This window comes from Chromobacterium haemolyticum (assembly GCF_009936155.1).
GTDB lineage: Bacteria > Pseudomonadota > Gammaproteobacteria > Burkholderiales > Chromobacteriaceae > Chromobacterium > Chromobacterium haemolyticum.
The window spans coordinates 1,263,150-1,289,333 of sequence record NZ_AP019312.1; the positions used below are offsets into that span (position 1 = coordinate 1,263,150).

The window sequence follows — 26,184 nt, forward strand, 5'->3', positions numbered from 1 at the left end:
TTGGACCGAATCTGCTTGTTCTCTGAATGAACGGGACTCAAATCATGAAGAAAAAAATAAATTTCGGCTTATCGGTAACGGGGAAAGTCGCCGCGGCGCTGACACTGGCGTTTTGGGCGGTGGAGGCCGCGATGGCGGCCGGCATCGTCGCCGGGGGCAACGGCGCGCAGCCGCAAGTGAGCAACGCTGCCAACGGCGCGGCGGTGGTCAATATCGTGGCGCCCAGCGCCGCGGGTCTGTCGCATAACCAGTACCAGGATTTCAACGTCGGCAAACCGGGCGCGGTGTTCAACAACTCCGCCGTTGGCGGGCAGTCGCAATTGGCCGGCCAGCTGGGCGCCAACGCGCTGCTGGGCGGACGCGAAGCCAGCGTGATCTTGAACGAGGTGATCAGCCGTAATCCGTCCTTGCTGTTGGGCAAGCAGGAAGTGTTCGGCAAGGCCGCCGACTATGTGCTGGCCAACCCCAACGGCATCACGTGCAGCGGCTGCGGTTTTATCAACACCCCGCGCGCATCTCTGCTGGTGGGCAACGCCAATATCGAGAACGGGGCCATCGCCTCCCTGCAGGCGGCGATGAACGGCAACGCGCTCACCGTTAACGGCGCCGGTCTGAGCGGCGTCAATGTGTTGGATTTGATCGCGCCGCGCATTGATGTGCGCGGCAATGTGGCCGCGCGCGAGCAGCTTAATGTCCGCGCCGGCTTCAACTTGGTGGATTACCAAGGCAAGGACGCCAAGGTGCTGCGCAGCGACAAGGCGCCTGAGGGCGTGGGCTCGCTGGATAGTGTGTTTCTGGGGGCGATGCAGGCCGGCCGCATCAACATCATCAGCACCGCGGACGGCGCGGGCGTCAATGTGGGCGGTAGCCTGAACGGCGCGCAAGAAGTGTCGGTGGAGGCGCGCCAGGGCAAACTGGCGCTGGAAGGCGCGCAGATCCGCGCCAGCGAAGGCAAGGTGGCTTTGGCCGCGCGGCAAATAGACAGCCGTGGGCGGGCGGAAACCTCCACCGCTCAAGACAGCGGCCACGACGAGAGCTGGTTCATCTGGAAAACCGGCGAGACCAATACCGCCAGCAATAGCAGCGACACCCGCATCAAGCGCAGCGTCATCAGCGCGCGCGACGATGTGACACTTAGCGCCGGCGACGCGGCGACCTTGGCCGCCACCGACATCAGCGGCCGCAATGTGGCGCTTAGCGGCAAGGATCTGACGCTGGATAGCCAAGTAGCGGAAAGCGCGTCCAGCAGCAGCAATCACGCCTGGAAAAATTCTTGGGCGTACAACCGCGACCAGAGTGAAACCAGTCAGCGTCAGGAAGGCGTGCGCATTCGCGCCGAGCAGGATGCCACGCTGATCGCGGCGGCGCCGGCGGCGGACAATCAGGCGGCGGACGGCGCGCAGCCGCGCGGCCAGATCGCCATTCGCGGCGGCAGCGTCAGCGCTGGCCAGGACATCCGTTTGCAGGCCGACGGCGGCGTGAAGCTGAGCGGGGTGACGGAAACCGACACCCGTAGCGACCGGGGCAACCGCAAGAACGACGGCGCCAGCCTGGAAACAGGTTCCTGGGACAACGCGTCCACCGAACAGCGTCTGGCGCAAAGCCAGCTGCGCGCCGGGCGTGATCTGGATATCCGCGCCCGCGGCGATATTGACGCCAAGGCGACCAAGCTGGCCGCCGGCCGCGACGCCTCCCTTGACGCGGGCGGCGCGCTCGGCCTGGGCGTGCAGCAGACGACAAACCAGAATAGCCAGCGCAACGACCAGGTTTACTGGGGCGGCATCGGCGGCGGGGGCAACCGCGACAACGGCAAGACCGATACCGTCAACACCGGCAGCGATCTGACCGCTGGCGGCAAGCTGACGCTGCGCGGCGACAGCGTGGCCATTGCCGGCAGCCGCGCCCGCGGCGAGCAGAATGCGGTGGCGGTGAGCCGCAACGGCGACATCAGTATTGATAGCGTGGTCGATCAATCGCAAACCCGTACCGATCAGCGCAGCGGCACCGCTTTCAACATCACCAAGAGCAGCAGCAAGGGCAATGCCAGCCAACAGCAAGCGGTCAACGCCGAGCTGAAGTCCGACACCAATCTGACCATCCAGTCCGCCAAGGACGTGGCGATCAGCGGCAGCCAGGTGCGAGCCGGCGGCGAATTGAACGTAACCGCCAACGGCGACATCAAGGTGGCGGCGTCGCAGACCCGCGACACGGTCGAGAGCAAGGATACCGAGCTGGCCTTGCGCGGCGTTGGCGAGGTCACCGGGGACAAGCAGTACCGCGGCGGCGTGCGCATCGAGCACAGTAGCAGCAGCGTGGACCGCGACGCGACCCAGAACCAGGCGGCGACGCTGTCCGGCGACAAGGTGGCGCTCAACGCCCAGGGCGATCTGACGGTGACCGGCTCCAAGCTGAACGCCGGCGCCGGCGGCGCGGCCCTCAGCGGTCAGAACGTCAGCCTGAACGCGGCGCAGGACACCGTGAAGGAAAGCAAGAGCAGCAGCGTCACCGGCGGCGGCATCTATATCGACGCCGGCCTGGACAAGACCGGCGTGGCGCTGGGCGTGGACCAGAAGAACAGCCGTAGCCAGTCCGAGAGCAGTACCGCCCAGGTCAGCGCCATCAGCTCCAAGGGGGGTGTCAGCATCGTAGCCGGAAACGGCGACGGCGAAATCCGCAATCAGGGCACCCAGGTCAAGGCTGACGGCGACATCAAGCTGGCCGGCGGCCGCATTGACAACCAGGCGGCCAACAGCACCCAGAAAACCACTACCGACAGCAGCCACTGGGGCGTGGAAGTGGGCGTCAACGCCGATTACGGCGGCGTGACCCGTCCGTTGGTGGCGGCTGGTGAAAAAGTAGCCAAGGGCGATGTGATCGGAGCGGCCGGCGCCGCAGGCGATTTGGGCGCGGCCAATCTGGGCGTGGATCTTGGCGTTAAGGCCGGCGTGGGCACTGAGACCCGCCAGTCCAGCACCGCGCAGGCCAGCAGCCTGAATGGCGGCAACATCAAGGTGGACGCCAAGGCCGGGCTCACTGACCAGGGGACCCAGTACCAGGCCGGCAACACGGTAGAGATCAAGGCGGATAGCCATCAGTTCACCGCCGCGGCCAATACCCAGAGCCAGAGCGGCAGCAAGACCGAGGCGGATGTGGGCGTGCGCGTCTACACCACCACCGGCGAGGACGTGAACGTCAAGGCGGCAGGAAGCGGCAGCACGGTGACCAGCGCTTCGTCCAGCTCCACCGCGGTGACCGGCGGCATCCGCGCCGGCAACGGCGTCAAGGTGGAGGTGGACAACAACGCTGCTTATCAGGGCGTAGCCATCGCCGGCGGCAAGGGCGCGGCCAGCGTCAACGCAGGCGGCGACCTGAGCTTCACCCAGGCGAACAACACCAGTAGCAGCGAGCAGCGCACCGTGGGCGGCAAGGCCAACCTGGCCATCACCACCAGCCCGATCGAAGGCGGCGGCAAGAATGTCGGCGGCAGCGGCGGGGTGGCGGTGAACGTGGACAAGCAGCAAGCCAACTCTAGTGTCGCCGTGACCGGCGGCGTGGACGCCGATGCCGGCGTGGCATTGACGGCCGGGGGCAAGCTGGCCCTGCAGGGCGACAAGATCGCCAGCCGCGGCGACGTGGCGCTGAAGGGTGGCAAGGTGGAGTTCAAGGCAGCCGAATCCAGCGCCGACAAATCCGGCAGCGAGTGGGGCTTCGATGTCAAAGCCGGCGGCAGCCAGAGCAACGGTCAAGAGAAGGCAAGCAAGGGCTTCAACGTGGGCGCCGGCGGCAATTACGCCAGCACCGACGAGTCCAGTCGCAGCCAGGCAGGCGGCAGCGTGATCAGCGGCGGCCAAGCCAGCGTAGAAGCCGGCAACGGCGGCGTCCGCCTGAGCGGCACCCAGTTGCAGGGCGACAGCGTCAAACTGGACAGCCAGGGCGATGTCCGCCTGGAGTCGGCGCAGTCCAGCAGCCAGCGCAACAACTGGAGCGTGGCCGGCAATATCGGCGGCGGCAACAAGGCCAGCAGCGATAAGGAAAACGGTCAGATCAAGCCTGACAGCACCAAGAATGTGCATGACGTCAAAGCCGGTCTGGAGGTGAAGGTGGACCAGCAGGACAAGCTGAGCAACGCCAACGCCGCCGTGACCGCCAAGCAGCAAGTGGAGCTGAACGTCGAAGGCAATGCCACCCTGGCCGGCGCCAATGTCAGCGGCAAGACCGTCACCGGCCAGGTGGGCGGCCAACTGGCGTTGGAAAGCCGTCAGGACCGCGACAATAGCGTGAAGGTGGATGTGTCGCTGGGCGCCAACAGCTCCAACGGCAAGGAAGCCAGCCTGGTTGACCAGGCCGCCGACAAAGCCGGCCCGCTGAAGGACAAGGTGAAAGAGAAGGGCACCGAGCTGGTCAACGCCGCGTCCGACAAGGTGAAGGAGAAGTATGAACGCTTCGCCTTCAACAAGGGCCTGAAGGAAGACACCACTAATGCGGTGAGCTTCAACGTCAACAGTGAAACCGTCACCCTGCCCGAGCAGCCGATTTCCGGACCGGCCAAGTCCGGCACGCTGGACACTCTGGCGCGCAAAGGCGGCAATACGCTGAAGGACAAGCTGTTGAATGCCCAGGACAAGGGCACCGAGCTGAAGGCCGATGTGGACGTCAGCGTCAAACGCGACAACTCGGTGGGTACCGTCACCGGTATCGCCGGCGCAGACGGCGTGACGCTGCAAGTGGGCGGAAAGACCCAGCTGACCGGCGCGACCGTTTCGTCCGCCAACGGCAAGGTGGACCTGGGCGAATCCAAAGTGGAAACCACCGATATCGCCACTGAGCGCTACAACGGCGGCGGCGGGGTCAAGCTGAACAGCACGCCGTCCGGCATTCTGAAACAGGCTGTCAGCGACGTGACTTCCGGCAAGGCGCCGCTGATCCGCGCCGAACATCAGAATACGTCGACCGTGGTACAAGGCGGCATTCAGAGCAAGTAAGGCGTTCGATCCAAGCGAAAACCCCCGTCAGGAAACTGGCGGGGGTTTTGTTTTGGGGCTGTTCCCTTAGAACGTGTTTCCGATCTCGCGAGCAAGGGCGAGGCAAGGCGAAAACGGCTGAATGTACACACGGCACATGAGCATTTTGAAGACGTTTTCAATGCCGTATCGCTGAAGCGTAGTAGATCGTAAACAGGTTCTCACAGGGGAATGAACTCCGTCTCCCCCGGCACCATCGGGAAGCGCTGCGCAATCCAGTCCGCGCGCGCCTGAGCCAAACGATCGCGGTTGCTGGACACGAAGTTCCAGTCCAGATAACGCGGGCTGGCCGGCGGCGTGCCGCCTAGCAGCATTACCCGGCTGTCGCTGAGCGCGAGCAGTTCGCCGCCTTGGCCGGTTTGCAGCAGGCCCAACTGATTGGAGCCCAGCGCGGCGCCGTCCACGTCCAACTCTCCGGAGGCGACATAGGCGGCTAGTTCGTCCACGCCTTCCGGCAGCGTCAACCGCGCGCCGGCAGGCATGACGGCGCTGGCGTAGAACACCGGCAGCGGATAGGCGACCGGCGAGAGCCGGCCCCAGCCGGCGCCGATCAGCAGATTCAATTCCACCCCGGCCTGGTTCCAGCGCGGCAAATCCTCGGCCGGATAGTGGGCGAAGGCGGGTTTGCATTCTTCCAGTTCGTCCGGCAGCGCCAGCCACAGCTGCATGCCTTCCACCGCCACGCCTTGTTGGCGGATGTCGGCCGGCACCCGCTCGGAGTGGGTGATGCCGCTGCCGGCGGTCATCAGATTGACCGCGCCGGGCTCGATGCGCTGCACCGTGCCCAGGCTGTCGCGGTGCATCATCGCGCCGGAGAACAGATAGGTGACGGTGGCCAGGCCGATGTGAGGGTGGGGCCGCACATCGCCGGCGCTGCCTTCGGCGGCGAAATGGGCCGGACCCATGTGATCGAGAAATACGAAGGGGCCGACCCGGCGCGCCTGGCGGGTGGGCAACAGGCGGCGCACCGGAAAGCCGATGTCGCGGTCCAGACTGACGATGGTTTGAGTAAGCAGCGGCATGGCGGCTCCAGGCAATGAGTTGCGTTTAGGGGGTGTTCAAGTCTCGCTCGCGAAACTTTGAACGGGTTCTTAGGACGTGTTTACGATCTCGCGAGCTAAGGTGAGACAAGGCGAAAACAGCTGAGGAAGCGGGGTGTACGCATGGTACATGAGCATTTCGAAGTTGTTTTCAACGCCGTATCACCGACGCGCAACAGATCGTAAACAGGTTCTTAGAAACGTCCGTCGCGGAAATCAGCTATGGCTTCTTCCACTTGCTCGCGGGTATTCATCACAAACGGCCCCCACTGGGCGATGGGTTCGCCCAAGGGCTTGCCGGCAATCAGCAACAAGCGGCTGTCGATCTCGGCGCGAACGCTGACGCCGTTGCTGCCGTTGCGATTGTCCAGCACCGCCATCTGTCTTGCCTTGACGCCGCGTTGCTGTGCACCGACGGCGACCTCTCCCTGGTAGACGTAGATGAACGCGTTGTGGCCGGAGGGTATCTCCAGCGCCTCTTCGCCTCCGGCGTCAAGATGCAGATCCAGATAGAGCGGTTCGGTGAGCTCGCGCTCCACCGCGCCGGCCTGGCCGCGCCAACGCCCGGCGATCAGCCGCGCCGCGCCGTCGGTCGGGGCTGTTGGAATCTCGGCGGCGGGAATGTCGCGATACCACGGCGCGCACAGCTTGCGTTCCGCCGGCAGGTTCAGCCACAGCTGGAAGCCATGCATCAGGCCGTCTTCCTGTTCCGGCAGTTCCGAATGGACGATGCCGCGGCCGGCGGTCATCCATTGCACGCCGCCGGGTCCGAGCAGGCCTTCGTTGCCGGCGTTGTCGCGGTGGCGCATGCGGCCCGCCAGCATATAGGTGACGGTTTCGAAGCCCCGGTGCGGATGGCTGGGGAAGCCGGCGATGTAATCGCCGGGATTGTCGGAGCGGAATTCGTCCAGCATCAGGAATGGGTCCAGCCGTCGCTGCAGATCGGCGGTGAGCACGCGAAGCAGGCGCACGCCTGCGCCGTCGGTCACCGCTTGGCCGTCGACCAGGCGCTCCGCTTCCCGGCTGATGAAAGAGTGTTGCATGACCATGTCTCCCTGTGGGGCCGGACTCGCGTCCGGCGGTTGGCATGATCGGATTATTACGCGCCGCCATGGCGCTTGATAGCGCAAAGAATTGCGCGCCAGGTTCAAATAATTTGAAGACGGAGCGGCGGGTTTCAGCTCAAGGCGTTCTGCGGGCTTTGGTTGCGCAGGTAGTCTTCCAGGGCGTGGCCGGCGGACAGAATGTGAAAGCGGATGAATTCCGAGGCTTCATCTGCCTTGCCTTGGCGTGACAGCTCCAGCAGTTTGCTGTGTTCCTCGTGCGCCCGTTCCATGGTGCGGGTGAACAAGATCTGCATCCGGGTGTAGCGGTCGGTTTTATTGTGCAGTTGCTCGATCAGCGCCAGCGTGTTTGGCCGCTTGGCGGCTCGGTACAGCGCAAGGTGGAAGCGAGAGTTCAACTCGCCCCAGTGGCGCACGTCGTTGTTGCGCAGCGCTTGTTCGAATTCGCGCAGGGTTTGCTGGGCCAGATCGTGATCGGCCTTGGTGTGACAGGGGATGGCGGCTTTGAGAACCGAGCCCTCCAGCATCGCGCGGATTTCCAGCAGCTCCAGCACGTCTTCCAGCGACAACTTGGACACCAGTGCGCCCTTGTGGTCGATGATCTGGATCAGGCCTTCGGCTTCCAGCTGGCGCAGCGCCTCGCGCACCGGCACCCGGCTGACGCCGTATTCATTGGACAGCGCCTCTTGGCGCAGTTGTTGGCCATCGGCGAATTCCCCGGAGAGAATGCGCTGGCGCAAGGATTCGGTTACGGCACTGGTGAGCGTCTGGCGCTTGATCGGCTGCATGGTGGTCATGGTGGTGGGTGTCGTCGTCAGTCAAGCGGTGTCATGCAAATGTATTCGATTATACGGAGCTTGAACTGTCAGACAAGGCCCAAAACTGACCTTATGAGTCGCAAAAATGAAAAAACCCGGCGTTTGGCCGGGTTTTTTAAGATTTGGGGTGGATGATGGGGCTCGAACCCACGACAACAGGAATCACAATCCTGGACTCTACCAACTGAGCTACATCCACCGCCGAAAGCGGTGAGCCGACGCCATGAGGCGGCAACTTGAAATAGGGTGGGGTGGATGATGGGGCTCGAACCCACGACAACAGGAATCACAATCCTGGACTCTACCAACTGAGCTACATCCACCACTGAAAAACGACTGCATTGTACCACAACTACTTTGGCGCGCCCGACAGGACTCGAACCTGTAACCCCCGGCTTAGAAGGCCGGTGCTCTATCCGGTTGAGCTACGGGCGCTCAGGTCGGGTTTTGCCTCGTCTGGTCGGGGCGGCGGGATTCGAACTCGCGACCCCCTGATCCCAAATCAGGTGCGCTACCAGGCTGCGCTACGCCCCGACGACAGAGACCGCAACTATACGGATGGCGATTTAGGCTGTCAACACCTGTTTGCAATTAAATTGCGGCCGTTCTGGGGCGCAATATTGGCCGCGTGGCGGAGGAGGTGGCAGTTCCCTTTATTTATCTTGATGTTAAGTAAGTTTTGTTGCGCAGCGGCATTTCGGAAGCGGCCGAAAAATGCGAGAATATGCGCCTTCTTTTTCAGCTTCTTTATGGAACCGGCCCATGGCAGCACAACTGATTGACGGCAAAGCGGTAGCGGAAAAACTGATCGCCCTGGTGGGCGAGGGCGTGCAGGCGCGCCTGGCCGCGGGCAAGCGCGCCCCGGCGCTGGCGGTGATTCTGGTGGGCGAGGACCCGGCGTCCGCGGTGTACGTGGGCAGCAAGAAGCGCTCCTGCGAGAAAGCCGGCATCCGTTCCTTGGCCTACGACTTGCCGGCCGGCACCAGCCAACAGGAACTGCTGGATATCATTGATCGCTTGAACGCCGACGCGGATGTCGACGGTATTCTGGTGCAGCTGCCGCTGCCCAAGCAGATTGATCCGCAGGCGGTGATCGAGCGCATCGATCCTAAAAAGGATGTTGACGGCTTCCATCCCTACAATATGGGCCGGCTGGCGATCAAGATGCCCTTGCTGCGGCCGTGCACTCCTCGCGGCGTGATGACGCTGCTGGAAGAGTACGGCATTGATCCCAAGGGCAAGAAGGCGGTGATCGTCGGCGCCTCCAATATCGTTGGCCGTCCCCAAGCCTTGGAAATGCTGCTGGCGCGCGCCACGGTGACAGTGTGTCACAGTGCCACCGCCGATCTGGCCGCTGAAGTGGCCGCGGCCGACATCGTTGTGGCGGCGGTGGGCATTCCTAACTTCGTCAAGGGCGAATGGATCAAGCCGGGCGCGGTGGTGATCGACGTGGGCATCAACCGGCTGGACAGCGGCAAACTGTGCGGCGACGTGGAATTCTCCTCGGCGGCCGAACGCGCCGGCTTCATCACCCCGGTGCCGGGCGGCGTGGGGCCGATGACGGTGGCCACCTTGCTGCAAAACACCTTGGATTCCGCCAATATGCATGCTTGAACGGCGCGTTCGTTCAGCCGAAAACGCCGTCGCCGCAGCCGTGGCGGCGGCGTTTTTGTTTTATCGGCGTGCTTGATGGCAAATGCTTGCAAACAAAGCGAGACGATGGCGGCCCGGCTATCGTAAAATCGACGGTTTTAGTTCGCAGTAAGCAGAATCCGATCATGAGTCAAGACAAGCAGTCGGCCACGCTGTTGATCAGCGCGCCGGACAAGAAGGGCCTAGTGGCGGCGATCGCCAATTTCCTGATGACCTACAACGCCAACATCATGCACGCGGACCAGCATCAGGACACCAGCGAAAACCTGTTCCTGATGCGGGTGCAGTGGGATGTGAACGGTTTCACCCTGCCGATGGAGAATTTCGCCGCCGCCTTCCAGCCGATTGCCGACGAGCACGCGATGAACTGGAAAGTGTCGCTGTCCACCCGCAAGCCGCGGATGGCCATCTTCGTGTCGCAGTACGAGCACTGTCTGGTGGACCTGATGCACCGCTGGCGCATCGGCGAACTGGACTGCGAGATTCCGCTGGTGATTTCCAACCACGAAACCTGCCGCAGGCTGGTGGAGTTCAACGGCATCCCCTTCCATGTGATCAAGGTCACCAAGGACAACAAGGCCGAGGCCGAGGCCGAGCAGTTCCGCTTGCTGGAAGAGGCCGGCGTGGACTTCATCGTGCTGGCTCGTTATATGCAGATTCTGTCGCACAAGTTCGTCGAGCGGTATCCGGACCGGGTGATCAACATCCATCACAGTTTCCTGCCCGCCTTCGACGGAGCCAAGCCCTACCACCGCGCTTTTGCGCGCGGGGTCAAGCTGATCGGCGCCACCAGCCACTATGTGACCGAGGATCTGGACGAAGGCCCGATCATTGAGCAGGAAGTCACCCGCATTTCTCATCGCGACGAAGTGGACGATTTGATCCAAAAAGGCCGCGATTTGGAGAAAGTGGTGCTGTCGCGCGCCGTGCGCTGGCATATGGACAACCGCGTGCTGTCCTATAACAACAAGACGGTAGTCTTTGACTGAGAGCGGACATGCGCCTGCTGATTGACGATGTGGTGGATTTGCTTCGCTTCCGGGTCAAGCCCCTGGGCGAGTATCAGTATCCGCGCTGGCAGACCCTGCTGTTTCTGATTGCGCTGGGCCTTGTGGCCAGCGCGGACACTGCCGAACTGGGCAACAACCTGACCGGGCGCATGCTGTTCATGGTGTTGTTCACCTTGGCGGAAACCCTGTGTTTCGCCAGCTTCATCGGTTTATGGCTGCGTTTTGCCAAATGGGACGGTCATGGCTCGCTGTTCGGCCTGGTGGCGGTGGCCAGCGGTCTGCAGTTCATCGAGCCGCTGACCAGCTGGTTGCCGGACGACGCGGCGCTGGCGGTCAACGCGGTGTTGTCCATCTTCGGCATCTTGGTGCTGGTCAACGCGCTGGCCGTGGTGTCCGGAATTCACCGGCTGCGGGTGGCGCTGGGCGTATTGTTGTTCGCGCCGGTGGCCATGGTGCTGCTGGCCGGGGCTTTGTCGCTGGGTTCCGCGGCGGGCTGGGTGGATTTGCCCGCCGGCGTGGCCGACGCCGCGCGCGGAGGGGAGGGCTCGGCGCCGACAACCGGCATTTGAGCCTGAACCACGGTTTGGAAAAGCAACAGGACATGCCTTGGCATGTCCTGTTTTGCATGGCGAGCGCGACGGCGCCCAGGCGGGCTCAATCCACTTTGGCGATGTAGCGGGCCAGCCCCAGCAACGCGCGCAGCGCGTCGCCCTTGGCGGTGACCTCGCCGCGCAGCCGCGCGTAGCGTCGCAGGATGGCGCGGCCTTCTATGAACAAATCCATATCGGTGTCCGGCGACGATACCAGCGCGATGCGTTCGATCTCTCCCTGCGGGCGCGGCTGGCCCTGCGCAATACAGAGGTAAACCTTGTGCGCGTTGAACGGGGTGATGTGATCGAACAGGTATAGCATGGAGTTGATGCGCAAGCCGGTTTCTTCCCGCACTTCGCGGATCAGCGCCTGGGAGCGCAGTTCGCCGCGGGCGGCCTTGCCGCCAGGAAGATTGTACCGGCCGCCTCTGGCCGCAGTGACCAGCACGCCATCGGGTAGTTCGATAATGGCGGTTGCGCGCCTGGCCAGGTCCGCGGGCAGGCGCTCGTTTCTTTTTTCTTCCAAAACACTCATTCTTCAAAAAATTAGTTAGGGCCACTGTCGAGAGCGGCCCTGGATATTATTTCTCCGATTCTAAAGCACTAGACCGATCAGTCCAATAAGCTGTGCTCAAAATTTGTTCAAATATATGATTGGAATCCTGTTTGTTGCAATGGTATGCGTATTGAGAAACGGGCTTGAGGTATTTGGAGGATGTTTACGATCTCGCAAGCCAAGGGGAGGCAAGGCGCACTGGCCGAGCCCCCTTTGGGTATCGCCACTGTCCAACAGATCGTAAGCGGGTTCTTAAATCAGCTTGATCAGCAGGCCGCCCAGCCCCACCAGCAGGCAGTAGTAGCCAAATGGCCGCAAGGATTCGATCTCGCTTTTCTTGAAATAGCGCATCAAAAAAGCCGTGCTGGCGTAAGCGCAGGCGCCGGACAGCAGGCCACAAGACAGTAGCAGCCCTGCCGAAGCTTGGCTATGCGCCAGCTTGGGCACTTCCAGCACGCCGGCGGCGGCGATGATGGGGGTGGCCAGCAGAAAAGAGAAGCGCGCGGACGAGGCGTAATCCAGGCCGTGAGCAAGGCCGGCCACCAGGGTGGCGCCCGAGCGAGAGAAGCCGGGCAATAGGGCCAGCGCCTGGCCGGCGCCGATCTTGATCGCGTCCGGCAGGCTTAGTCTTTCCAGATCCAGATGGGCTTGCCTTCGTTTCAGGTGGTCGCCCCACAGCAGGAGCAGGCCGTTCAGGCTGAGGAAGATCAGCACCGCGGTGGCGCTGGCGAACAGCGCGCGCAGTTGCTTCTCCAGCAGCAGGCCCAGCAGGCCGGCCGGAACGGTGCCGGCGATCAATAGCCACAGCAGCCGGGCTTCCGGATTGTCTGCCTTGCCGCGGGCCTTGAGAAAGCCGCTGATCAATTGCAGCCAATCGCGGCGGAAATACAGCAGCAGCGCGGCGGCGGTGCCCAGGTGCAGCACTACCATGAAGGGCAGGAAGTCCGGGCTCGTCCGGTTGATGGACCAGTGCAGCCAGTCCGGGATCAGCGCGCCGTGCCCCAGGCTGCTGACGGGAAAGAGTTCGCTAACGCCTTGGATGACGGCGAACAGCAGGGCTTCGATGGGATTCATGACGGGTCCTGTGGCGGTGGTAGGACGGCTTGCGCCGGCCTGCTTATCAACGCCGCCGCCACGGCCCGGTTGACCGGCTCAGCTCCGTTGCCGGCGCTCCAGCTCTTGTTCCTCCTCTTCCAGCCGGCGGCGGATGGCGGCGAAGAAGCGGTGAATGCCATGTACGGATTCTGACAGTGCGGATAGGCACTGCTCGCGTTGCGTCGGCGTCAGCGCGGGAACTTGCACTTCCGGGTCCGGATTGCGCTCGAAAGCCAGGGTCAGGATGGGCTCCAACAGCGGCGCCTGTTCCGGATCGTCGAACAGCAGGCCCCAGTCCTCGTTCAGCAACTGCATGCCTTCGGAGAAGCCTTCGGCCCAGTCGTTGCCGCGCAGCTCGCCGGCGGCGTCCGGCTCCAGCCAGGGCTGGAAGGCGCCGTCTTCGCGCAGCGAGGCGGAGATGTCCAGCCAATGTCCCATCAACAGTTTGGCGAACTGTTCCAGCGCCTTGTCGCTGGGGAAGGCGGAATCGTCGTCGAAGGCTTCGCCGATGATGATGGGCAGGCATTCGGTAGGCTTGATCTGTTCCGGGCCGCTGAGCAGGGCGGCGAAAAAGCCGTCCAGGCGTTCCAGGTTCATGCCTTGCTGCGGCAGGAAGCGGTTCAGGGTGGCGGCCAGGCGTTGGTAGTCGGCGTCGGAAAGCGGGGTATGGCTCATGGCGGACCAGGGCTAGGGGAAAAAAGCCCATTATCCGCCATCTGGCGGCCAAGCGCATCGCCGGCCGCCAGTCGCGACACAATCGCGATGCGGAGGACTTGACGGCTCTGTTACAATTGTTCTTTTTGACCCAACCTCTAATAGGTTCCATCATGTTGACCGTGTATAACACCCTGACCCGCCAGAAAGAAGAGTTCAAACCCATCGAGCCCGGCAAGGTGTGTATGTACGTGTGCGGCATGACGGTCTACGACCTCTGTCATATCGGCCACGCGCGCATGCTGACGGCCTTCGACGTGATCTACCGCTGGTTCGTCGCCTCCGGCTACGACGCCACCTATGTGCGCAACATCACCGATATCGAGGACAAAATCATCAAGCGCGCCGCGGAGCGCGGCATTCTGCCGCAGCAACTGGTGGAAGAGACCATCGCCGACATGCGCCAGGACGCCGCGGCGTTGGGCCTGTTGTCGCCGACGTTCGAGCCGCGCGCCACCCAGCACGTGCCGGGCATGGTGGCCCTGATCGAAAGACTGATCGCCAACGGCAAGGCCTACGCCGCCGACAACGGCGATGTGTATTACGCGGTGCGCGAGTTCGAGGGCTACGGCAAGTTGTCCGGCCGCACCCTGGACAAGCTGCGCGCCGGCGAGCGGGTGGAAGTGGATCCGCACAAGCGCGACCCGCTGGACTTTGTGCTGTGGAAGGCCGCCAAGCCGGGCGAGCCGTCCTGGGACAGCCCGTGGGGTCCGGGGCGTCCGGGCTGGCATATCGAGTGCTCGGTAATGAGCTGTCATCACCTGGGCGAGCATTTCGACATCCACGGCGGCGGCGAGGATCTGCAGTTCCCGCACCATGAGAACGAAATCGCCCAGTCCGAGGGCGCGCACGGTCACCAGTACGTCAACTACTGGCTGCACAACGGCTTCATCAACGTCGACGGCGAGAAAATGTCCAAATCGCTGGGCAACTTCTTCACCATCCGTGACGTGCTGGGCCATTTCGACGGCGAGGTGATCCGCTTCTTCATCGTGCGCAGCCATTACCGCAGCCCGGTGAACTACACCGACAGCATCCTCGTCGATGCCAAGCACGGCCTGACCCGGCTCTACACCGCCTTGCGCGGCTTGGAGCTGCCGGCCGCCGCAGGCATAGACTGGAAGGACCCGTTCGCAGCGCGCTTCCAGGCGGCGATGAACGACGACTTCAATTCTTCGGAAGCGGTGGCGCTGCTGTTCGAACTGGCCGGCGAAGTCAATAAGAGCCGCGACCCGCGGCAGGCGCGGCTGCTGAAGGACTTGGGCGGCGTGCTGGGCCTGCTGCAGCGCGACCCGGAGGAGTTTCTCAAGGGCGGCGTCGGCGACGACGAGCTGTCGGCCGAAGCCGTGGAAGCGCTGATCCAGGCGCGCAAGGACGCGCGAGCCAGCAAGAACTGGGCGGAGTCCGACCGCATCCGCGACGAGCTGACCGCCAAGGGTATCGTGCTGGAGGATGGGGCCCAGGGCACTATCTGGCGTCGCGCCTGAGTCGTTGCCGCCGCCGTTGACAGTAGATTTTGCACTTGTCAAGCGGCGGCAAAGCGCGGATAATCGATAGTTTCGCAAGCAGTACAGGCAAATCCCCTGTACCCGATTTGAAAGGAAGACAGATGAAAACCGATATTCACCCGACTTACAAAGACCTGACCGTTACCTGCTCCTGCGGTAGCCAGTTCGTGACCAAGTCCACCATGTCCAAGGACGCGTTCGGCATTGAAGTTTGCTCCAACTGCCACCCGTTCTACACCGGCAAGCAAAAGATCGTCGACACCGCCGGTCGCGTTGACAAGTTCAACCAAAAGTTCGGCGGCTTCTTCAAGCGCTAAGCGCCGAGAACACGTTGGACACCCAGAAAAAGGCAGCTCAGGCTGCCTTTTTTCTATCAGAGTCTGTTGGCGATCTAGCGAGCAAGAGCGAGACAAGGCGAAAACGACTGAGAAAGCGGAATGTACACACGGTACATGAGCATTTCGAAGGTATTTTCAACGCCGTATCGCCGACGCGCAACAAATTGTAAACAGGCACTATGATTCCGGCGCGCCGGCGGCGGCAGGGCCTGGCAGATCCCGGCCGGCGGCGCGCGCATCCACATCTGCAAGGTTGAGGCCATGGCGATCCACATCGTTTACCTGTCCCACGGCGGCAAGAAATACTACGACCAGACCCGCTTTTCCGTGTTGAGCCTGTTGCATCTGCTGCTGAAGCAGCAGCGGCAGGACGTGAAGATCATGGTGTACACCGACGCGCCGGACAGCGTGCCCGCGCACCCGCTGGTCCGCACGGAGACCTTGAGCCGGGCGCAATTGCAAGCTTATCGGGGCCAGTTCGACTACGTGCACCGTATCAAGCTGGAAGTGATGCTCAAGGCGGCGCGTGAACTGGGCACCGCCGTGCTGTACGTGGATTGCGATACCCGCTGGCTGCGCGTGCCGGACGAGTTGTTCGCCCGGCTGGAAGAGGGGAAGGCCAGCTGCATGCACGTCAACGAAGGCGTGTTTGGTCCCGGCTTCTTCCCGGACTATCTCGCCGCGGTGGACAAGCACGGCGCCGAGCTGCGCAAGATGGGGGTGGCCGACGTCCGGGGTCTGGCGATGTGGAACGCCGGCGTGGTCGGCGCTTCCGCCGACATGGTGCCCTTCTTCGAAACTGCCTTGCGCGTCAATGACTTCCTGCTGCCGCGTGTGGAAGCGCGCAACTGGACCGAGCAGTTGGCCTGGTCGCTGGTGGCCTGCGACGGCCGCGAGCCGCTGGCGCTGGGGGATGCGCTGCACCATTACTGGAACTACAGTTACGAGGCGCCGCTCTACTTGGCGGAGGTGTTCGCCGGCATGGAACCGGAATGGGACGTGGCGCGTCAGGCCGAGTATTGCAGCGAATTCGCCTGGGACGAGTCGCGCTTGAAGACGATACAGGCCGATCCCGAACATAAGCGCCAGCGCCGCCGCAACAAACTGCGCAATTCCATTTCCAAGCGCAAGGTGGATTGGCGCATTCTGATCGCCCGGCTGCGCGGCGCATTGCCGTCGGCCGATTGAAACCGTTTGAACGAGACTCATGCTCACTTATTCGGAACAATCCCAAACTCTGGCCAAGCCCACGGAAAAACCGTGGATCTTGCTGCTGTTGTGTTTCGTCTGGCTGTGGCCGGGCATTATAGGCCACGACCCATGGAAGCCGGACGAACCCTTCGTGCTGGCGGCGGTGCAGGGCATGCTGGACACAGGCAATTGGCTGTTGCCCACGGTGCAAGGCGCGCCCTATCTGGATAGCCCGCCCTTGTACTATTGGGTGGCGGCCATCATGGTCAAGCTGCTGTCTCCCTGGTTGTTGGCGCCGCACGACGCGGCGCGGCTAGCCACACCCTTGTTCATGGCCCTGGCCTTGCTGCTGGCCGGCATGGCCGGCCGCGACCTGATCGGTCGCCGTCACGGCCGCAGCGTGGTGATGGTGCTGATAGGTTGCGTAGGCCTGGTGGAAACCGGCCATCAGCTCACCTCGGTGGTGGCCGGCTTCGCCGGTTTCGCGGCCGCCTTCTACGCCTTGTCCTTAACCCTGAGGTCGCCCGGCATGGCCGGCGCTTTACTGGGCGCGGCCAGCGCGGCGATCTTCCTCAGCGCCAGCCTGATGGAGCTGCTGTTGCTGTGGATGGTGGTGTTGTTGCTGCCGGCCTTCTCCGCCTGGCGCAGCAAGCAGTACGCGATTACCGTGCTGCTGGCGCTGTTGATCGCCGCGCCCACTTCCTTGGTGTGGCCGCTGGCGCTGGCCAAGAGCCATCCGGACGCGTTCAGCCTCTGGTGGAACGACTACTCGCTGGGCCAGCTCAACGGCTTCGGCCGGGTGCAGCTGTTTCACGACTTCGGCTACTACAGCCTGAACGCCCTGTGGTTCGCGTTCCCGGCCTGGCCGCTGGCCGGCTGGACCCTGTACCGCAACCGGGAAAGGCTGGATCAGGCGCGCTTGCAACTGCCGCTGATGTTCTTCGCCGTGGTGCTGATTCTGCTGACCTTGTCCAGCCGGCCCAATATGACCTACGCGATGCCGCTGCTGCTGCCGCTGTCCTTGCTGGCGGCGGTGGAGCTGGACAACCTCAAGCGCGGCGCGGCGGCCTTCCTCAACTGGTTCGGCCTGATGACCTTCGGCTTCTTCGCACTGCTGGTGTGGTCGGGCTGGGCGGCGATGAACTTTGGCTGGCCGCGGGGCCTGGCCGGGCGCGCCCAGTACTTCAGCCCGTATTACCAAGCCCATGTCTCCAGCTTGGCTGCGGTGTGCGCGGTGATCGCCACCCTGGTGTGGCTGTGGGCGTTGACGCGCAAACATTTGCGCGGCCGTCAGGCCATCAGCAACTGGGCGGCGGGCCTGACTCTGCTGTGGGGCCTGGGCATGACCTTGTGGCTGCCGTGGTTCGACGCCGCCAAGAGTTACCGGCCGGTGGTGGAGCGGATGATGAAGGCGCTGCCGGCCAACGCCGCCTGCGTGGCGACCGAGAGCCGCAACCAGCTGGCGCTGATCAGCTGGCGCTATTACGCCGGCCTGGATCTGGTGTCCTATCCGGCGGGCAACGCCTCGCCTTGCGACTACCAACTGGTGGTGCGCTCTGAGGACGATGGAATTGCCGAGCCGGGCTGGGAGGTGCTGTGGTACGGCTCCCGGCCGCGCGAGCAGAACATGATGTTTGCGCTGTTGCGGCGTATTCATCCGCATTAGCAAGAAAAACCCCCGCATTTATTCATGAATGCGGGGGTTTTTCATTGACTGCGCGCCGGTTCAGCTTTGCAGTTCATCCAGGTTCTCGAACAGCTTCAGCGCTTCCGGGTTGGCCAGCGCGGTGACGTTGCTGACCGGCAGGCCGTGGATCACGTTTTTCACCGCCAGTTCGACGATCTTGCCGCTGATGGTTTTGGGAATGTCGGCGACGGCGATGATCTTGGCCGGCACGTGGCGCGGGCTAGCGCCGGTTTTGATCTGCGTCTTGATCCGCTGCTGCAGGTCTTCGTCCAGCCGCGCGCCGGCGCGCAGACGCACAAACAGCAACACGCGCTCGTCGTCCTGCCATTGCTGGCCGACGGCGATGCTCTCCAGCACCTCGTCGAAAGCCTCCACCTGGCGGTAAATCTCGGCGGTGCCGATGCGCACGCCGCCGGGGTTGAGCACCGCGTCGGAGCGGCCGTAGATGATCATGCCGTCGTGGGCGGTGAGTTCGGCGTAGTCGCCGTGGCACCAGATATTGTCGAAACGGCCGAAATAAGCCTGACGGTATTTGCCGCCGTCGGCGTCGTTCCAGAAGCCCACCGGCATCGACGGGAAGGGGCGGGTGCACACCAGTTCGCCCTTTTCGCCGCGCACCGGGCGCCCGTATTCGTTGTAGATGTCCACCGCCATGCCCAGGCCGCGGCATTGCAGCTCGCCGCGATAGACCGGCAGGCTGGCGCAGCCCAGCGCGAAGCAGGACACGATGTCGGTGCCGCCGGACACCGAGGCCAGATTGATGTCGGCCTTGATGTTGGCGTAAACCCAGTCAAAGCTTTCCGCCACCAGCGGCGAGCCGGTGGAGAACACCGCGCGCAGCGAATCCAGCTTCCATTCTTGCACCGGCACAATGCCGCTCTTGCGCAGGCCGTCTATGTATTTGGCCGAGGTGCCGAAGTGCGTGAAGCGCTGCCGTTCGGCATAGTCCCACAGCGTGCGGCCTTCGCCGACGAAGGGCGAGCCGTCGAACAACATCAGCGCCGCGCCGGAAGCCAGGCCGGACGCCAGCCAGTTCCACATCATCCAGCCGCAGGTGGTGAAGTAGAACAGACGATCGCCGTGGTGCACGTCGCCGTGCAGCTGCTGTTCCTTCAGATGCTGGAGTAGGGTGCCGCCGGCGCCGTGGACGATGCACTTGGGTTTGCCGGTGGTGCCGCTGGAATACAGGATGAACAGCGGGTGCCTGAACGGCAGCCGTTCAAAGTGCAGCGCTTGCGCTTGATACGCGGCGGTGAAATCCGTCAGGGTAATGGCCTTGGGCACATTTTCCGCGAATACCCCGGTTTCGCCCAGATAGGGCACCACGATGATTTGCCGCACCGAGGGCAGCGCCTCCGCCAGCGCCGCCATCTTGGCGCGGATGTCCACCGCCTTGCCGGCGTACCAATAGCCGTCCGGGCAGAACAGCAGCTTGGGCTCGGTCTGGCCGAAGCGTTCCGTCGCGCCGTCCACGCCAAAGTCCGGCGAACAGCTGGTCCACACCGCGCCCAGGCTGTTTGCGGCCAGCATGGCGGCGATGGTTTCCGGCATATTGGGCATGAAGCCCGCCACGCGGTCGCCTGCCTGGATGCCGGCGCCGCGCATGGCTTGCTGCAGCAGCGATACTTGGGCGCGCAGCTCGCGCCAGCTCCAGCGCCGTTGCAGTTTGTCCTCGCCCCAGAACACCAGCGCGTCGCCGTCGTCGTCGCGGCGCAGCAGGTTTTCGGCGTAGCTCAGCCGCGCTTCCGGAAAGAAACGGGCGGCCAGCATATTGTCGCCGTCGCTCAGCGCCGTCGAGCCTTTGTCGCCGATCACGCCGCAGTAATCCCAGACCAACGACCAGAAGCGGGCTGGATCCGCCACGCTGGCGCGCCACAGATCGGCGTAGCCGTTCAGCTTGCGGTCGTAGGACAGTTCGGCCAGCTTGGCGAAGGCGGTCAGGTGGGCGCCGGCCAGGCGGCCGGCGGAGGGGGTCCAAATGGGCGTGTCGGGGGTCATGCTTTCTCCTGATATTTTCTCCGCGCGCCGGCCCATGGACGGGCGGCGGCTTGTTATTGCTCCGGTTTGGCGGCGCGCTTGTCGGCAAAGGCGTAAGCCAGCTTGGAGGCCGGCGGCTTGCCCAGCGCGTCGGCGATGAACCAGGCCGTGTCCACCAGCGCGGCCAGATCGACGCCGGTATCGTGACCCTCGCCGTGCAGCAGGTAAACCACGTCTTCGGTGGCGACGTTGCCGGAAGCTCCCAGAGCATAAGGGCAGCCGCCAAGGCCGGCAACAGAAGAATCGAATGTCATCATTCCCGCGTTCAAACACGCATGAATATTGCTGATCGCCATGCCGTAAGTGTCGTGAAAGTGGCCGGCAAGCTGCGTCATTGGCACAGCCTTGCTCACTGCTTCCAGCATCGCCAGCACGCTGGACGGCGTGCCCACGCCTATGGTGTCGCCCAGCGATATTTCATAACAGCCCATGTCCAGCAGGCGCGCGGCCACTTCCGCCACCTTGGCCGGCGCGATGCGGCCTTCGTAAGGACAGCCGACTACGCAAGATACATAGCCGCGCACCGGCACGCCGGCCGCTTGCGCGCGCGCCATGACCGGGGCGAAGCGTTGCAGGCTTTCGGCGATGCTGGCGTTGATATTGCGTCGGCTAAAGCTTTCGCTGGCGGCGCCGAACACGGCGATTTCACGCGCACCGGCCTCCAAGGCAGCATCCAGCCCTTGTTCATTGGGCACCAGCACCGGGTAGGAGACCGGCCCGGCCAGGTCCAGGCCGGCCATCACCTCGGCGCTGCCGGCCATCTGCGGCACCCATTTGGGCGAGACGAAGGCGCCGGCTTCTATGCTGCGCAGGCCGCTGGCGGCCAGGCGGCGGATCAGCTCCAGCTTGACGGCGGTGGACAGCGCTTGTTTTTCGTTTTGCAGCCCGTCGCGCGGGCCCACTTCCACAATCTTCATATGCGGCACTTCGGCTCTCCGTTAGCGGCGGCGCGGCTGCACCGGGATGTAAATGTCCATCTGGCGCTGCGGCTGGTCCGGCGCGCAGCGGCCGTCGTAGCGCTCGAAGGTGCCCAGCGGCGCCTGTTCCCATTGCTTGGACGCCGGCAGCCACTCTTGCATGATGTAGCGCCAGGCGGCCTGGATCGCCTGGCCGAACTCGGCGTCGCTGCCGGCCGGCTGGGTGGTGAACACCGCGCACTTGGCCGGCGGCGTGCGCCGCTGCTCGCAGCCTGGCGGCAGCGGCAAGGGCTGCGCGCATTCCATCCCTATCATATAGCCGAAGCGGCCCGTGTCCGGGTCGAAGTCGTGGATCAGCCCATATTCGGCGGCGTCGGCGCGGCCCAGCGCCGCCAGCAGCGGCTGGCGCAGCGTGGCCGCGTATTCGCCCCAGAACTCGGGGATCTGGCGCAGGTTGTCGCCGTTCTCCATCCGGGTGGCGATGCTGTAGCCGGCCAGATTCAAGCCGGGGTGATTGATGATGATGGGGTCCATGAGGTTCACTCCGCTTCGAAGTCGACCAGTTCGTCGCCGTCGTTGACCTGCTCGCCGGTGCCGAAATAGAAAGCCTTGACCACGCCGTCCGCCGGCGCGGGGATGGTGTGTTCCATCTTCATCGCCTCCAGGATCAGCAGCGGGTCGCCCTTGTTGAGCTTGACGCCGGTGGCGGCCAATAGGGCGACGATGCGGCCTGGCATCGGCGCTTTCAAATGGGTTTCGCCGTGTACTTCCTCGGCGGCCACCGCCAGCGGGTCCAGCCACTGCGCTTCCAGCCGTTGGCCGGCGGCGAACAGCACCCGTTGCTGGCCGCTGCGGGCGACCACGGCTTCCAGTTGTTTGTCGTCCAGCCGCGCGCGCAGCGTTCCGCCGTCCAGGCGGCCGGCGGCGGAGAATTGGCGGCAGGCGGCGGTGATCTCGAAGCCATCGCCCTGATGGCGCAGCGTCACCGGGTAGTTCTCGCCTGCGATGTGGAACACGAGGCTGCGGCTGAGCGCGCCGTTAAGCCGCCAGCCGGCGCTGGCCGGGTAGGCGCCGGGCGCGGCCAGCGCTTCGGCCAGGGCCAGCAGGGCCAGTTGCTCAGCGTCCGGCGCGGCGGGCGGCGGCAGCAGCGCGTCGTGGTGACGGGCGATCAGGCCGGTGTCCACCTGGCCGCTGGCGAAACTGGCGTGCTGCACGATGCGGCGCAGGAAGGGGATGTTGGTGGTGACGCCGGCCACTTGGTAGTCGGCCAAGGCCGCGTCCAGCCGTTGCAGCGCCTGGCGGCGGTCCTCGCCCCAGACAATCAGCTTGGCGATCATCGGGTCGTAGAAGGGCGAGATGCTGTCGCCGGCGACGACGCCGGTGTCGATGCGCACGACGGCGGATTCCGCCGGCGTGCGCAGGTGATAGAGGGTGCCGGTGGCGGGCAGGAAACCCTTGTCCGGGTCTTCGGCGTAGATGCGCGCCTCGATGGCGTGGCCGTTTATGCGCAGCTGCTCTTGGCTCAAGGGCAGCGGCAGGCCGCTGGCGACTGTCAGTTGCCAGGTCACCAGGTCCTGGCCGGTGATCATCTCGGTGACCGGGTGCTCCACTTGCAGCCGGGTGTTCATTTCCATGAAGAAGAAGCGGCCGGGGCTGCCGTCGGCCAGCACTTCCATGATGAACTCCACGGTGCCGGCGCCGACATAGCCCACCGCGCGCGCGGCGGCGCAGGCGGCCGCGCCCATCGCTTCGCGGGTGGCCGGCGGCAAGTCCGGCGCAGGCGCTTCCTCCAGCACTTTCTGATGGCGGCGCTGCACCGAGCAATCGCGCTCGAACAGATACACGCATTGGCCCTGGCGGTCGGCGAACACCTGGATTTCCACATGGCGGGAGCGCGGCAGGTATTTCTCCACCAGCACCTTGTCGTCGCCGAAGCTGGCGCGCGCTTCGCGCTGGCAGGAGGCCAGCGCCGCTTCGAAGTCCGCGGAAGCTTCCACGATGCGCATGCCCTTGCCGCCGCCGCCGGCGCTGGCCTTGATCAGCACCGGGTAGCCGATGGCGTCGGCCTGGCCGCGCAGGAAGTCCGGTTCCTGACGCTCGCCGTGATAGCCGGGCACCAGCGGCACCTGGGCCTGTTCCATCAGCGCCTTGGCTGCGGATTTGCTGCCCATCGCGGCGATGGCGGAGGCGGGCGGGCCGATGAAGGCGATGCCGGAGGCTTCGCAGGCTGCGGCGAAGTCCTCGTTCTCGGACAGGAAACCGTAGCCGGGATGGATGGCTTGCGCGCCGCTGCGGCGGGCGATGTCCAGGATCAAGTCGCCGCGCAGATAGGAGTCCGCCGCCGGGGCGGGGCCCAGCCGGTAGGCTTCGTCGGCCAGTTTGACGAAGCGGGCGTCGGCGTCGGCGTCGGAATGAACGGCGACGGTGGCGATGCCGAGCGCGCGCGCGGTCTTGATCACCCTGCATGCTATCTCGCCGCGGTTGGCGATCAGTATTTTATTGAACATGGTCCGTCCCTTGTTTCTTGTTCGCGTCATGACCAGTTGGGCGGCCGTTTGTCGAAGAAGGCGGCCAGGCCCTCGCGCGCCTCGGCGCCGGCGCGCACGCTGGCGATCTGGCCGGCGGTGTCCTCCAGCAATTGATCGTCCCAGGGCGAGCCCTCGCGCAGCATGGCCAGCAAGTCCTTGGCTGATGACAGCGCTTGCGGCGCGCCCTGGGCCATCGCCTCGGCGATGTCGGCCACGCGCGCGTCCAGCGCCTCGGCCGGCACCACTTCGTGCACCAGGCCGATGCGCAGCGCGGTGGCGGCGTCTATGCGCTCGGCGGACAGAAAATAACGCCGCGCCTGACGCCAGCCTATCGCGTCGGCCACATAGGGGCCGATGGTGGCCGGCACCAGGCCCAGCCTCACCTCGGTCAGGCCGAACTTGGCGGCCTCGGTGGCGATGGCTACGTCGCAGACCGCGGCCAGGCCGGTGCCGCCGGCCAGCGCCGCGCCGTGGATGCGGGCGATCACCGGCTTCTTACTGCGGTAGATACTCTTGAGCATGGCCGCCAGCCGCTGCGCGTCGGCCAGGTTCTGCTCCTCGCTGTAACCGGCGGCGCGGCGCATCCAGTCCAGGTCCGCGCCGGCGGAAAAGCTCTTGCCGCGGCCGGCCAGCACGATGACGCGGCAGTCCGCCTGCAATTGCAGATGGGTGAAGGCGGCGGTCAGCTCGGCGATCAGGGTTTCGTTCATCGCGTTGTGGATGTCCGGCCGGTTTATCCAGATCGTCGCGGTCTTGCCGCTGTGTTCGATTTCAAGCGTGGTGTAGCTCATCGGTATCGCCTCTCGCCGTCACATCCGGAACACGCCGAAGCGCGTGCTTTCCACCGGGGCGGACAGGGCCGCCTCCAGCGCCAGGCTCAGCACCTCGCGGGTTTGCGCCGGGTCTATCACCCCGTCGTCCCACAGCCGCGCGCTGGCGTAATAGGGGTGGCCCTGGCGCTCGTACTGCTCGCGCACCGGCGCTTTCAGCGCCTCTTCCTGCTCGGCGCCGAAGGCGTCGCCCAGTTGTTCCTTCTTCACCTGGGCCAGCACGCCGGCCGCCTGCTCGCCGCCCATTACCGAGATGCGGCTATTCGGCCACATCCACAGGAAGCGCGGCGAATAGGCGCGGCCGCACATGCCGTAGTTGCCGGCGCCGAAGCTGCCGCCTATCAGCACGGTGAACTTGGGCACGCGGGCGCAGGCCACGGCGGTGACCAGCTTGGCGCCGTCCTTGGCGATGCCGCCGTTCTCGTACTTCTTGCCCACCATGAAGCCGGTGATGTTCTGCAGGAACAGCAGCGGAATGCCGCGCTGGCAGCACAGTTCGACGAAGTGCGCGCCCTTGAGCGCGGATTCGGAAAACAGGATGCCGTTGTTGGCGATGACGCCGACGCGGTAGCCGTTTAGGCGGGCGAAGCCGGTGACCAGGGTGGCGCCGTAGTTCTGCTTGAATTCGTCGAACTCGGAGTCGTCCACCAGCCGGGCGATGATCTCGCGCACGTCGAAGGGTTTTTTCGGGTCCGCCGGAATCACGCCGTAGATTTCCTCGGCCGCGTAGCGCGGCGGGCGCGGCTCGGCGCGGTCCAGCTCGCCCTGTTTGCGCCAGTTGAGGCTGGACACGATGCGGCGGGCGATGGACAGCGCGTGGGCGTCGTTTTGCGCCAGGTGGTCGGCCACGCCGGACACGCGGGCGTGCACGTCGCCGCCGCCCAGCTCCTCCGCCGTCACCACCTCGCCGGTGGCCGCTTTCACCAGCGGCGGGCCGCCCAGGAAGATGGTGCCTTGCTCCTTGACGATGACGGTTTCGTCCGACATCGCCGGCACATAAGCGCCGCCGGCGGTGCAGCTGCCCATCACCACCGCAATTTGCGGAATGCCGGCGGCGGATAGATTGGCCTGGTTGTAGAAGATGCGCCCGAAGTGCTCGCGGTCCGGAAACACCTCGTCCTGCAAGGGCAGGAAGGCGCCGCCGGAATCAACTAGATACACGCAGGGAAGACGGTTGTCGCGCGCGATTTCCTGGGCGCGCAAATGCTTCTTCACCGTCATCGGGTAATAGGTGCCGCCCTTCACCGTGGCGTCGTTGGCGATGATCAGGCAATCCACGCCGGCGATGCGGCCGATGCCGCTGATCAGGCCCGCGCCGGGCGCGTCGTCGTCGTACATGCCGAAGGCGGCCAGCTGGGACAGTTCCAGAAAAGGCGCGCCGGGGTCCAGCAGCAGATCGATGCGTTCGCGCGGCAGCAGCTTGCCGCGGGCGGCGTGCTTGGCGCGCGCCTTGTCGCCGCCGCCCAGCGCGGCCTTGGCCACCTTGTCGCGCAGATCGGCCACCAGCGCGCGCATCTTGTCGGCGTTGGCCTGGAAATCCGCAGCGCGCGGCGAGAGTTTGGATTCGAGGATGGGCATATCGTTTTA

The 26,184-nt window shown here is 64.3% G+C and carries 20 protein-coding genes and 4 tRNA genes; 8 read left to right on the plus strand and 16 right to left on the minus strand.

The window, feature by feature from the left end:
* Positions 1 to 44 precede the first annotated feature (44 nt).
* The gene (locus GYH29_RS05965; protein ID WP_161523358.1) at positions 45 to 4,982 is read left to right on the plus strand and encodes a hemagglutinin repeat-containing protein; all 4,938 of its coding nucleotides are present in this window, start codon (positions 45 to 47) and stop codon (positions 4,980 to 4,982) included.
* Between the two features lie 200 nt (positions 4,983 to 5,182).
* Here the strand turns inward: GYH29_RS05965 and GYH29_RS05970 are convergent, their stop codons facing one another.
* The 7 genes from GYH29_RS05970 to GYH29_RS06000 all read right to left on the minus strand — a co-directional run bounded on the left by GYH29_RS05970 (position 5,183) and on the right by GYH29_RS06000 (position 8,477).
* A complete protein-coding gene (locus GYH29_RS05970) occupies positions 5,183 to 6,043 on the minus strand; it encodes a pirin family protein (protein ID WP_019101777.1) in 861 nt (286 codons plus the stop codon).
* A gap of 212 nt (positions 6,044 to 6,255) precedes the next feature.
* Complete coding sequence (locus GYH29_RS05975) at positions 6,256 to 7,104, minus strand: pirin family protein (RefSeq protein WP_143330297.1); 849 nt, start codon at positions 7,102 to 7,104, stop codon at positions 6,256 to 6,258.
* A gap of 134 nt (positions 7,105 to 7,238) precedes the next feature.
* The gene (locus GYH29_RS05980) at positions 7,239 to 7,922 is read right to left on the minus strand and encodes a GntR family transcriptional regulator (RefSeq protein ID WP_019100232.1); all 684 of its coding nucleotides are present in this window, start codon (positions 7,920 to 7,922) and stop codon (positions 7,239 to 7,241) included.
* A 144-nt stretch (positions 7,923 to 8,066) separates the two neighbouring features.
* Positions 8,067 to 8,142 (minus strand) — tRNA-His (locus tag GYH29_RS05985).
* Between the two features lie 48 nt (positions 8,143 to 8,190).
* Positions 8,191 to 8,266: transfer RNA gene (locus GYH29_RS05990), tRNA-His, on the minus strand.
* Between the two features lie 35 nt (positions 8,267 to 8,301).
* Positions 8,302 to 8,378: transfer RNA gene (locus GYH29_RS05995), tRNA-Arg, on the minus strand.
* A gap of 22 nt (positions 8,379 to 8,400) precedes the next feature.
* Positions 8,401 to 8,477: transfer RNA gene (locus GYH29_RS06000), tRNA-Pro, on the minus strand.
* Between the two features lie 228 nt (positions 8,478 to 8,705).
* Between GYH29_RS06000 and folD the strand changes: the two genes are divergently transcribed.
* The 3 genes from folD to GYH29_RS06015 all read left to right on the plus strand — a co-directional run bounded on the left by folD (position 8,706) and on the right by GYH29_RS06015 (position 11,175).
* Entirely contained in the window at positions 8,706 to 9,557 is an 852-nt protein-coding gene (gene folD / locus GYH29_RS06005; RefSeq protein WP_081576171.1) for a bifunctional methylenetetrahydrofolate dehydrogenase/methenyltetrahydrofolate cyclohydrolase FolD, read from the plus strand.
* A 164-nt stretch (positions 9,558 to 9,721) separates the two neighbouring features.
* A complete protein-coding gene (purU, locus tag GYH29_RS06010; protein WP_019100234.1) occupies positions 9,722 to 10,585 on the plus strand; it encodes a formyltetrahydrofolate deformylase in 864 nt (287 codons plus the stop codon).
* Positions 10,586 to 10,593: 8 nt separating this feature from the next.
* Positions 10,594 to 11,175 carry a hypothetical protein gene (locus tag GYH29_RS06015; RefSeq protein WP_019100235.1) on the plus strand — a complete coding sequence of 194 codons (582 nt, stop codon included), beginning with the start codon at positions 10,594 to 10,596 and terminating at the stop codon, positions 11,173 to 11,175.
* Positions 11,176 to 11,260: 85 nt separating this feature from the next.
* On the opposite strand, the gene GYH29_RS06020 is transcribed toward GYH29_RS06015, so the two are convergent.
* The 3 genes from GYH29_RS06020 to GYH29_RS06030 form a co-directional block, all read right to left on the minus strand.
* Complete coding sequence (locus GYH29_RS06020; RefSeq protein ID WP_048410464.1) at positions 11,261 to 11,731, minus strand: NUDIX hydrolase; 471 nt, start codon at positions 11,729 to 11,731, stop codon at positions 11,261 to 11,263.
* A gap of 273 nt (positions 11,732 to 12,004) precedes the next feature.
* A complete protein-coding gene (locus GYH29_RS06025; protein ID WP_019100237.1) occupies positions 12,005 to 12,826 on the minus strand; it encodes an undecaprenyl-diphosphate phosphatase in 822 nt (273 codons plus the stop codon).
* Between the two features lie 78 nt (positions 12,827 to 12,904).
* A complete protein-coding gene (locus GYH29_RS06030; RefSeq protein WP_019100238.1) occupies positions 12,905 to 13,522 on the minus strand; it encodes a UPF0149 family protein in 618 nt (205 codons plus the stop codon).
* Positions 13,523 to 13,674: 152 nt separating this feature from the next.
* Between GYH29_RS06030 and cysS the strand changes: the two genes are divergently transcribed.
* The 4 genes from cysS to GYH29_RS06050 all read left to right on the plus strand — a co-directional run bounded on the left by cysS (position 13,675) and on the right by GYH29_RS06050 (position 18,264).
* The gene (gene cysS / locus GYH29_RS06035) at positions 13,675 to 15,048 is read left to right on the plus strand and encodes a cysteine--tRNA ligase (protein WP_161523359.1); all 1,374 of its coding nucleotides are present in this window, start codon (positions 13,675 to 13,677) and stop codon (positions 15,046 to 15,048) included.
* Between the two features lie 122 nt (positions 15,049 to 15,170).
* On the plus strand, positions 15,171 to 15,386 hold the full coding sequence (gene rpmE, locus GYH29_RS06040) for a 50S ribosomal protein L31 (protein ID WP_043593861.1): 216 nt from the start codon (positions 15,171 to 15,173) through the stop codon (positions 15,384 to 15,386).
* A gap of 282 nt (positions 15,387 to 15,668) precedes the next feature.
* A complete protein-coding gene (locus tag GYH29_RS06045; RefSeq protein WP_161523360.1) occupies positions 15,669 to 16,595 on the plus strand; it encodes a hypothetical protein in 927 nt (308 codons plus the stop codon).
* A 19-nt stretch (positions 16,596 to 16,614) separates the two neighbouring features.
* Positions 16,615 to 18,264, plus strand: a complete 1,650-nt coding sequence (locus GYH29_RS06050; RefSeq protein WP_019100486.1) for an ArnT family glycosyltransferase — start codon at positions 16,615 to 16,617, stop codon at positions 18,262 to 18,264.
* Positions 18,265 to 18,324: 60 nt separating this feature from the next.
* On the opposite strand, the gene GYH29_RS06055 is transcribed toward GYH29_RS06050, so the two are convergent.
* The 6 genes from GYH29_RS06055 to GYH29_RS06080 are packed head-to-tail and all read right to left on the minus strand — an operon-like array spanning position 18,325 to position 26,175.
* Positions 18,325 to 20,283 (minus strand): acetoacetate--CoA ligase, encoded by a 1,959-nt coding sequence (locus GYH29_RS06055; protein ID WP_161523361.1) that lies wholly within the window; start codon positions 20,281 to 20,283, stop codon positions 18,325 to 18,327.
* Positions 20,284 to 20,336: 53 nt separating this feature from the next.
* Complete coding sequence (locus GYH29_RS06060) at positions 20,337 to 21,239, minus strand: hydroxymethylglutaryl-CoA lyase (protein ID WP_019100484.1); 903 nt, start codon at positions 21,237 to 21,239, stop codon at positions 20,337 to 20,339.
* Between the two features lie 21 nt (positions 21,240 to 21,260).
* Entirely contained in the window at positions 21,261 to 21,773 is a 513-nt protein-coding gene (locus GYH29_RS06065; protein WP_019100483.1) for a GyrI-like domain-containing protein, read from the minus strand.
* 5 nt (positions 21,774 to 21,778) lie between these two features.
* Positions 21,779 to 23,746: an acetyl/propionyl/methylcrotonyl-CoA carboxylase subunit alpha gene (locus GYH29_RS06070; protein ID WP_161523362.1), complete on the minus strand. Its 1,968-nt coding sequence runs from the start codon at positions 23,744 to 23,746 to the stop codon at positions 21,779 to 21,781.
* 26 nt (positions 23,747 to 23,772) lie between these two features.
* Positions 23,773 to 24,558, minus strand: a complete 786-nt coding sequence (locus GYH29_RS06075) for an enoyl-CoA hydratase/isomerase family protein (RefSeq protein ID WP_161523363.1) — start codon at positions 24,556 to 24,558, stop codon at positions 23,773 to 23,775.
* A gap of 18 nt (positions 24,559 to 24,576) precedes the next feature.
* Complete coding sequence (locus tag GYH29_RS06080) at positions 24,577 to 26,175, minus strand: carboxyl transferase domain-containing protein (RefSeq protein ID WP_043593844.1); 1,599 nt, start codon at positions 26,173 to 26,175, stop codon at positions 24,577 to 24,579.
* Positions 26,176 to 26,184: the final 9 nt, after the last annotated feature.

Coding starts and splice junctions, on each gene's coding strand:
- GYH29_RS06055 (WP_161523361.1), bottom strand. CDS start 20,283: ATGACCCCCGACACGCCCATTTGGACCCCCTCCGCCGGCCGCCTGGCC.
- GYH29_RS06060 (WP_019100484.1), bottom strand. CDS start 21,239: ATGAAGATTGTGGAAGTGGGCCCGCGCGACGGGCTGCAAAACGAAAAA.
- rpmE (WP_043593861.1), top strand. CDS start 15,171: ATGAAAACCGATATTCACCCGACTTACAAAGACCTGACCGTTACCTGC.
- GYH29_RS06080 (WP_043593844.1), bottom strand. CDS start 26,175: ATGCCCATCCTCGAATCCAAACTCTCGCCGCGCGCTGCGGATTTCCAG.
- GYH29_RS06065 (WP_019100483.1), bottom strand. CDS start 21,773: ATGGACCCCATCATCATCAATCACCCCGGCTTGAATCTGGCCGGCTAC.
- GYH29_RS05965 (WP_161523358.1), top strand. CDS start 45: ATGAAGAAAAAAATAAATTTCGGCTTATCGGTAACGGGGAAAGTCGCC.
- GYH29_RS06020 (WP_048410464.1), bottom strand. CDS start 11,731: ATGAGTGTTTTGGAAGAAAAAAGAAACGAGCGCCTGCCCGCGGACCTG.
- GYH29_RS06045 (WP_161523360.1), top strand. CDS start 15,669: ATGGCGATCCACATCGTTTACCTGTCCCACGGCGGCAAGAAATACTAC.
- GYH29_RS05980 (WP_019100232.1), bottom strand. CDS start 7,922: ATGACCACCATGCAGCCGATCAAGCGCCAGACGCTCACCAGTGCCGTA.
- GYH29_RS06070 (WP_161523362.1), bottom strand. CDS start 23,746: ATGTTCAATAAAATACTGATCGCCAACCGCGGCGAGATAGCATGCAGG.
- GYH29_RS05975 (WP_143330297.1), bottom strand. CDS start 7,104: ATGCAACACTCTTTCATCAGCCGGGAAGCGGAGCGCCTGGTCGACGGC.
- GYH29_RS06050 (WP_019100486.1), top strand. CDS start 16,615: ATGCTCACTTATTCGGAACAATCCCAAACTCTGGCCAAGCCCACGGAA.
- GYH29_RS06030 (WP_019100238.1), bottom strand. CDS start 13,522: ATGAGCCATACCCCGCTTTCCGACGCCGACTACCAACGCCTGGCCGCC.
- GYH29_RS06075 (WP_161523363.1), bottom strand. CDS start 24,558: ATGAGCTACACCACGCTTGAAATCGAACACAGCGGCAAGACCGCGACG.
- purU (WP_019100234.1), top strand. CDS start 9,722: ATGAGTCAAGACAAGCAGTCGGCCACGCTGTTGATCAGCGCGCCGGAC.
- GYH29_RS06025 (WP_019100237.1), bottom strand. CDS start 12,826: ATGAATCCCATCGAAGCCCTGCTGTTCGCCGTCATCCAAGGCGTTAGC.
- cysS (WP_161523359.1), top strand. CDS start 13,675: ATGTTGACCGTGTATAACACCCTGACCCGCCAGAAAGAAGAGTTCAAA.
- GYH29_RS05970 (WP_019101777.1), bottom strand. CDS start 6,043: ATGCCGCTGCTTACTCAAACCATCGTCAGTCTGGACCGCGACATCGGC.
- GYH29_RS06015 (WP_019100235.1), top strand. CDS start 10,594: ATGCGCCTGCTGATTGACGATGTGGTGGATTTGCTTCGCTTCCGGGTC.
- folD (WP_081576171.1), top strand. CDS start 8,706: ATGGCAGCACAACTGATTGACGGCAAAGCGGTAGCGGAAAAACTGATC.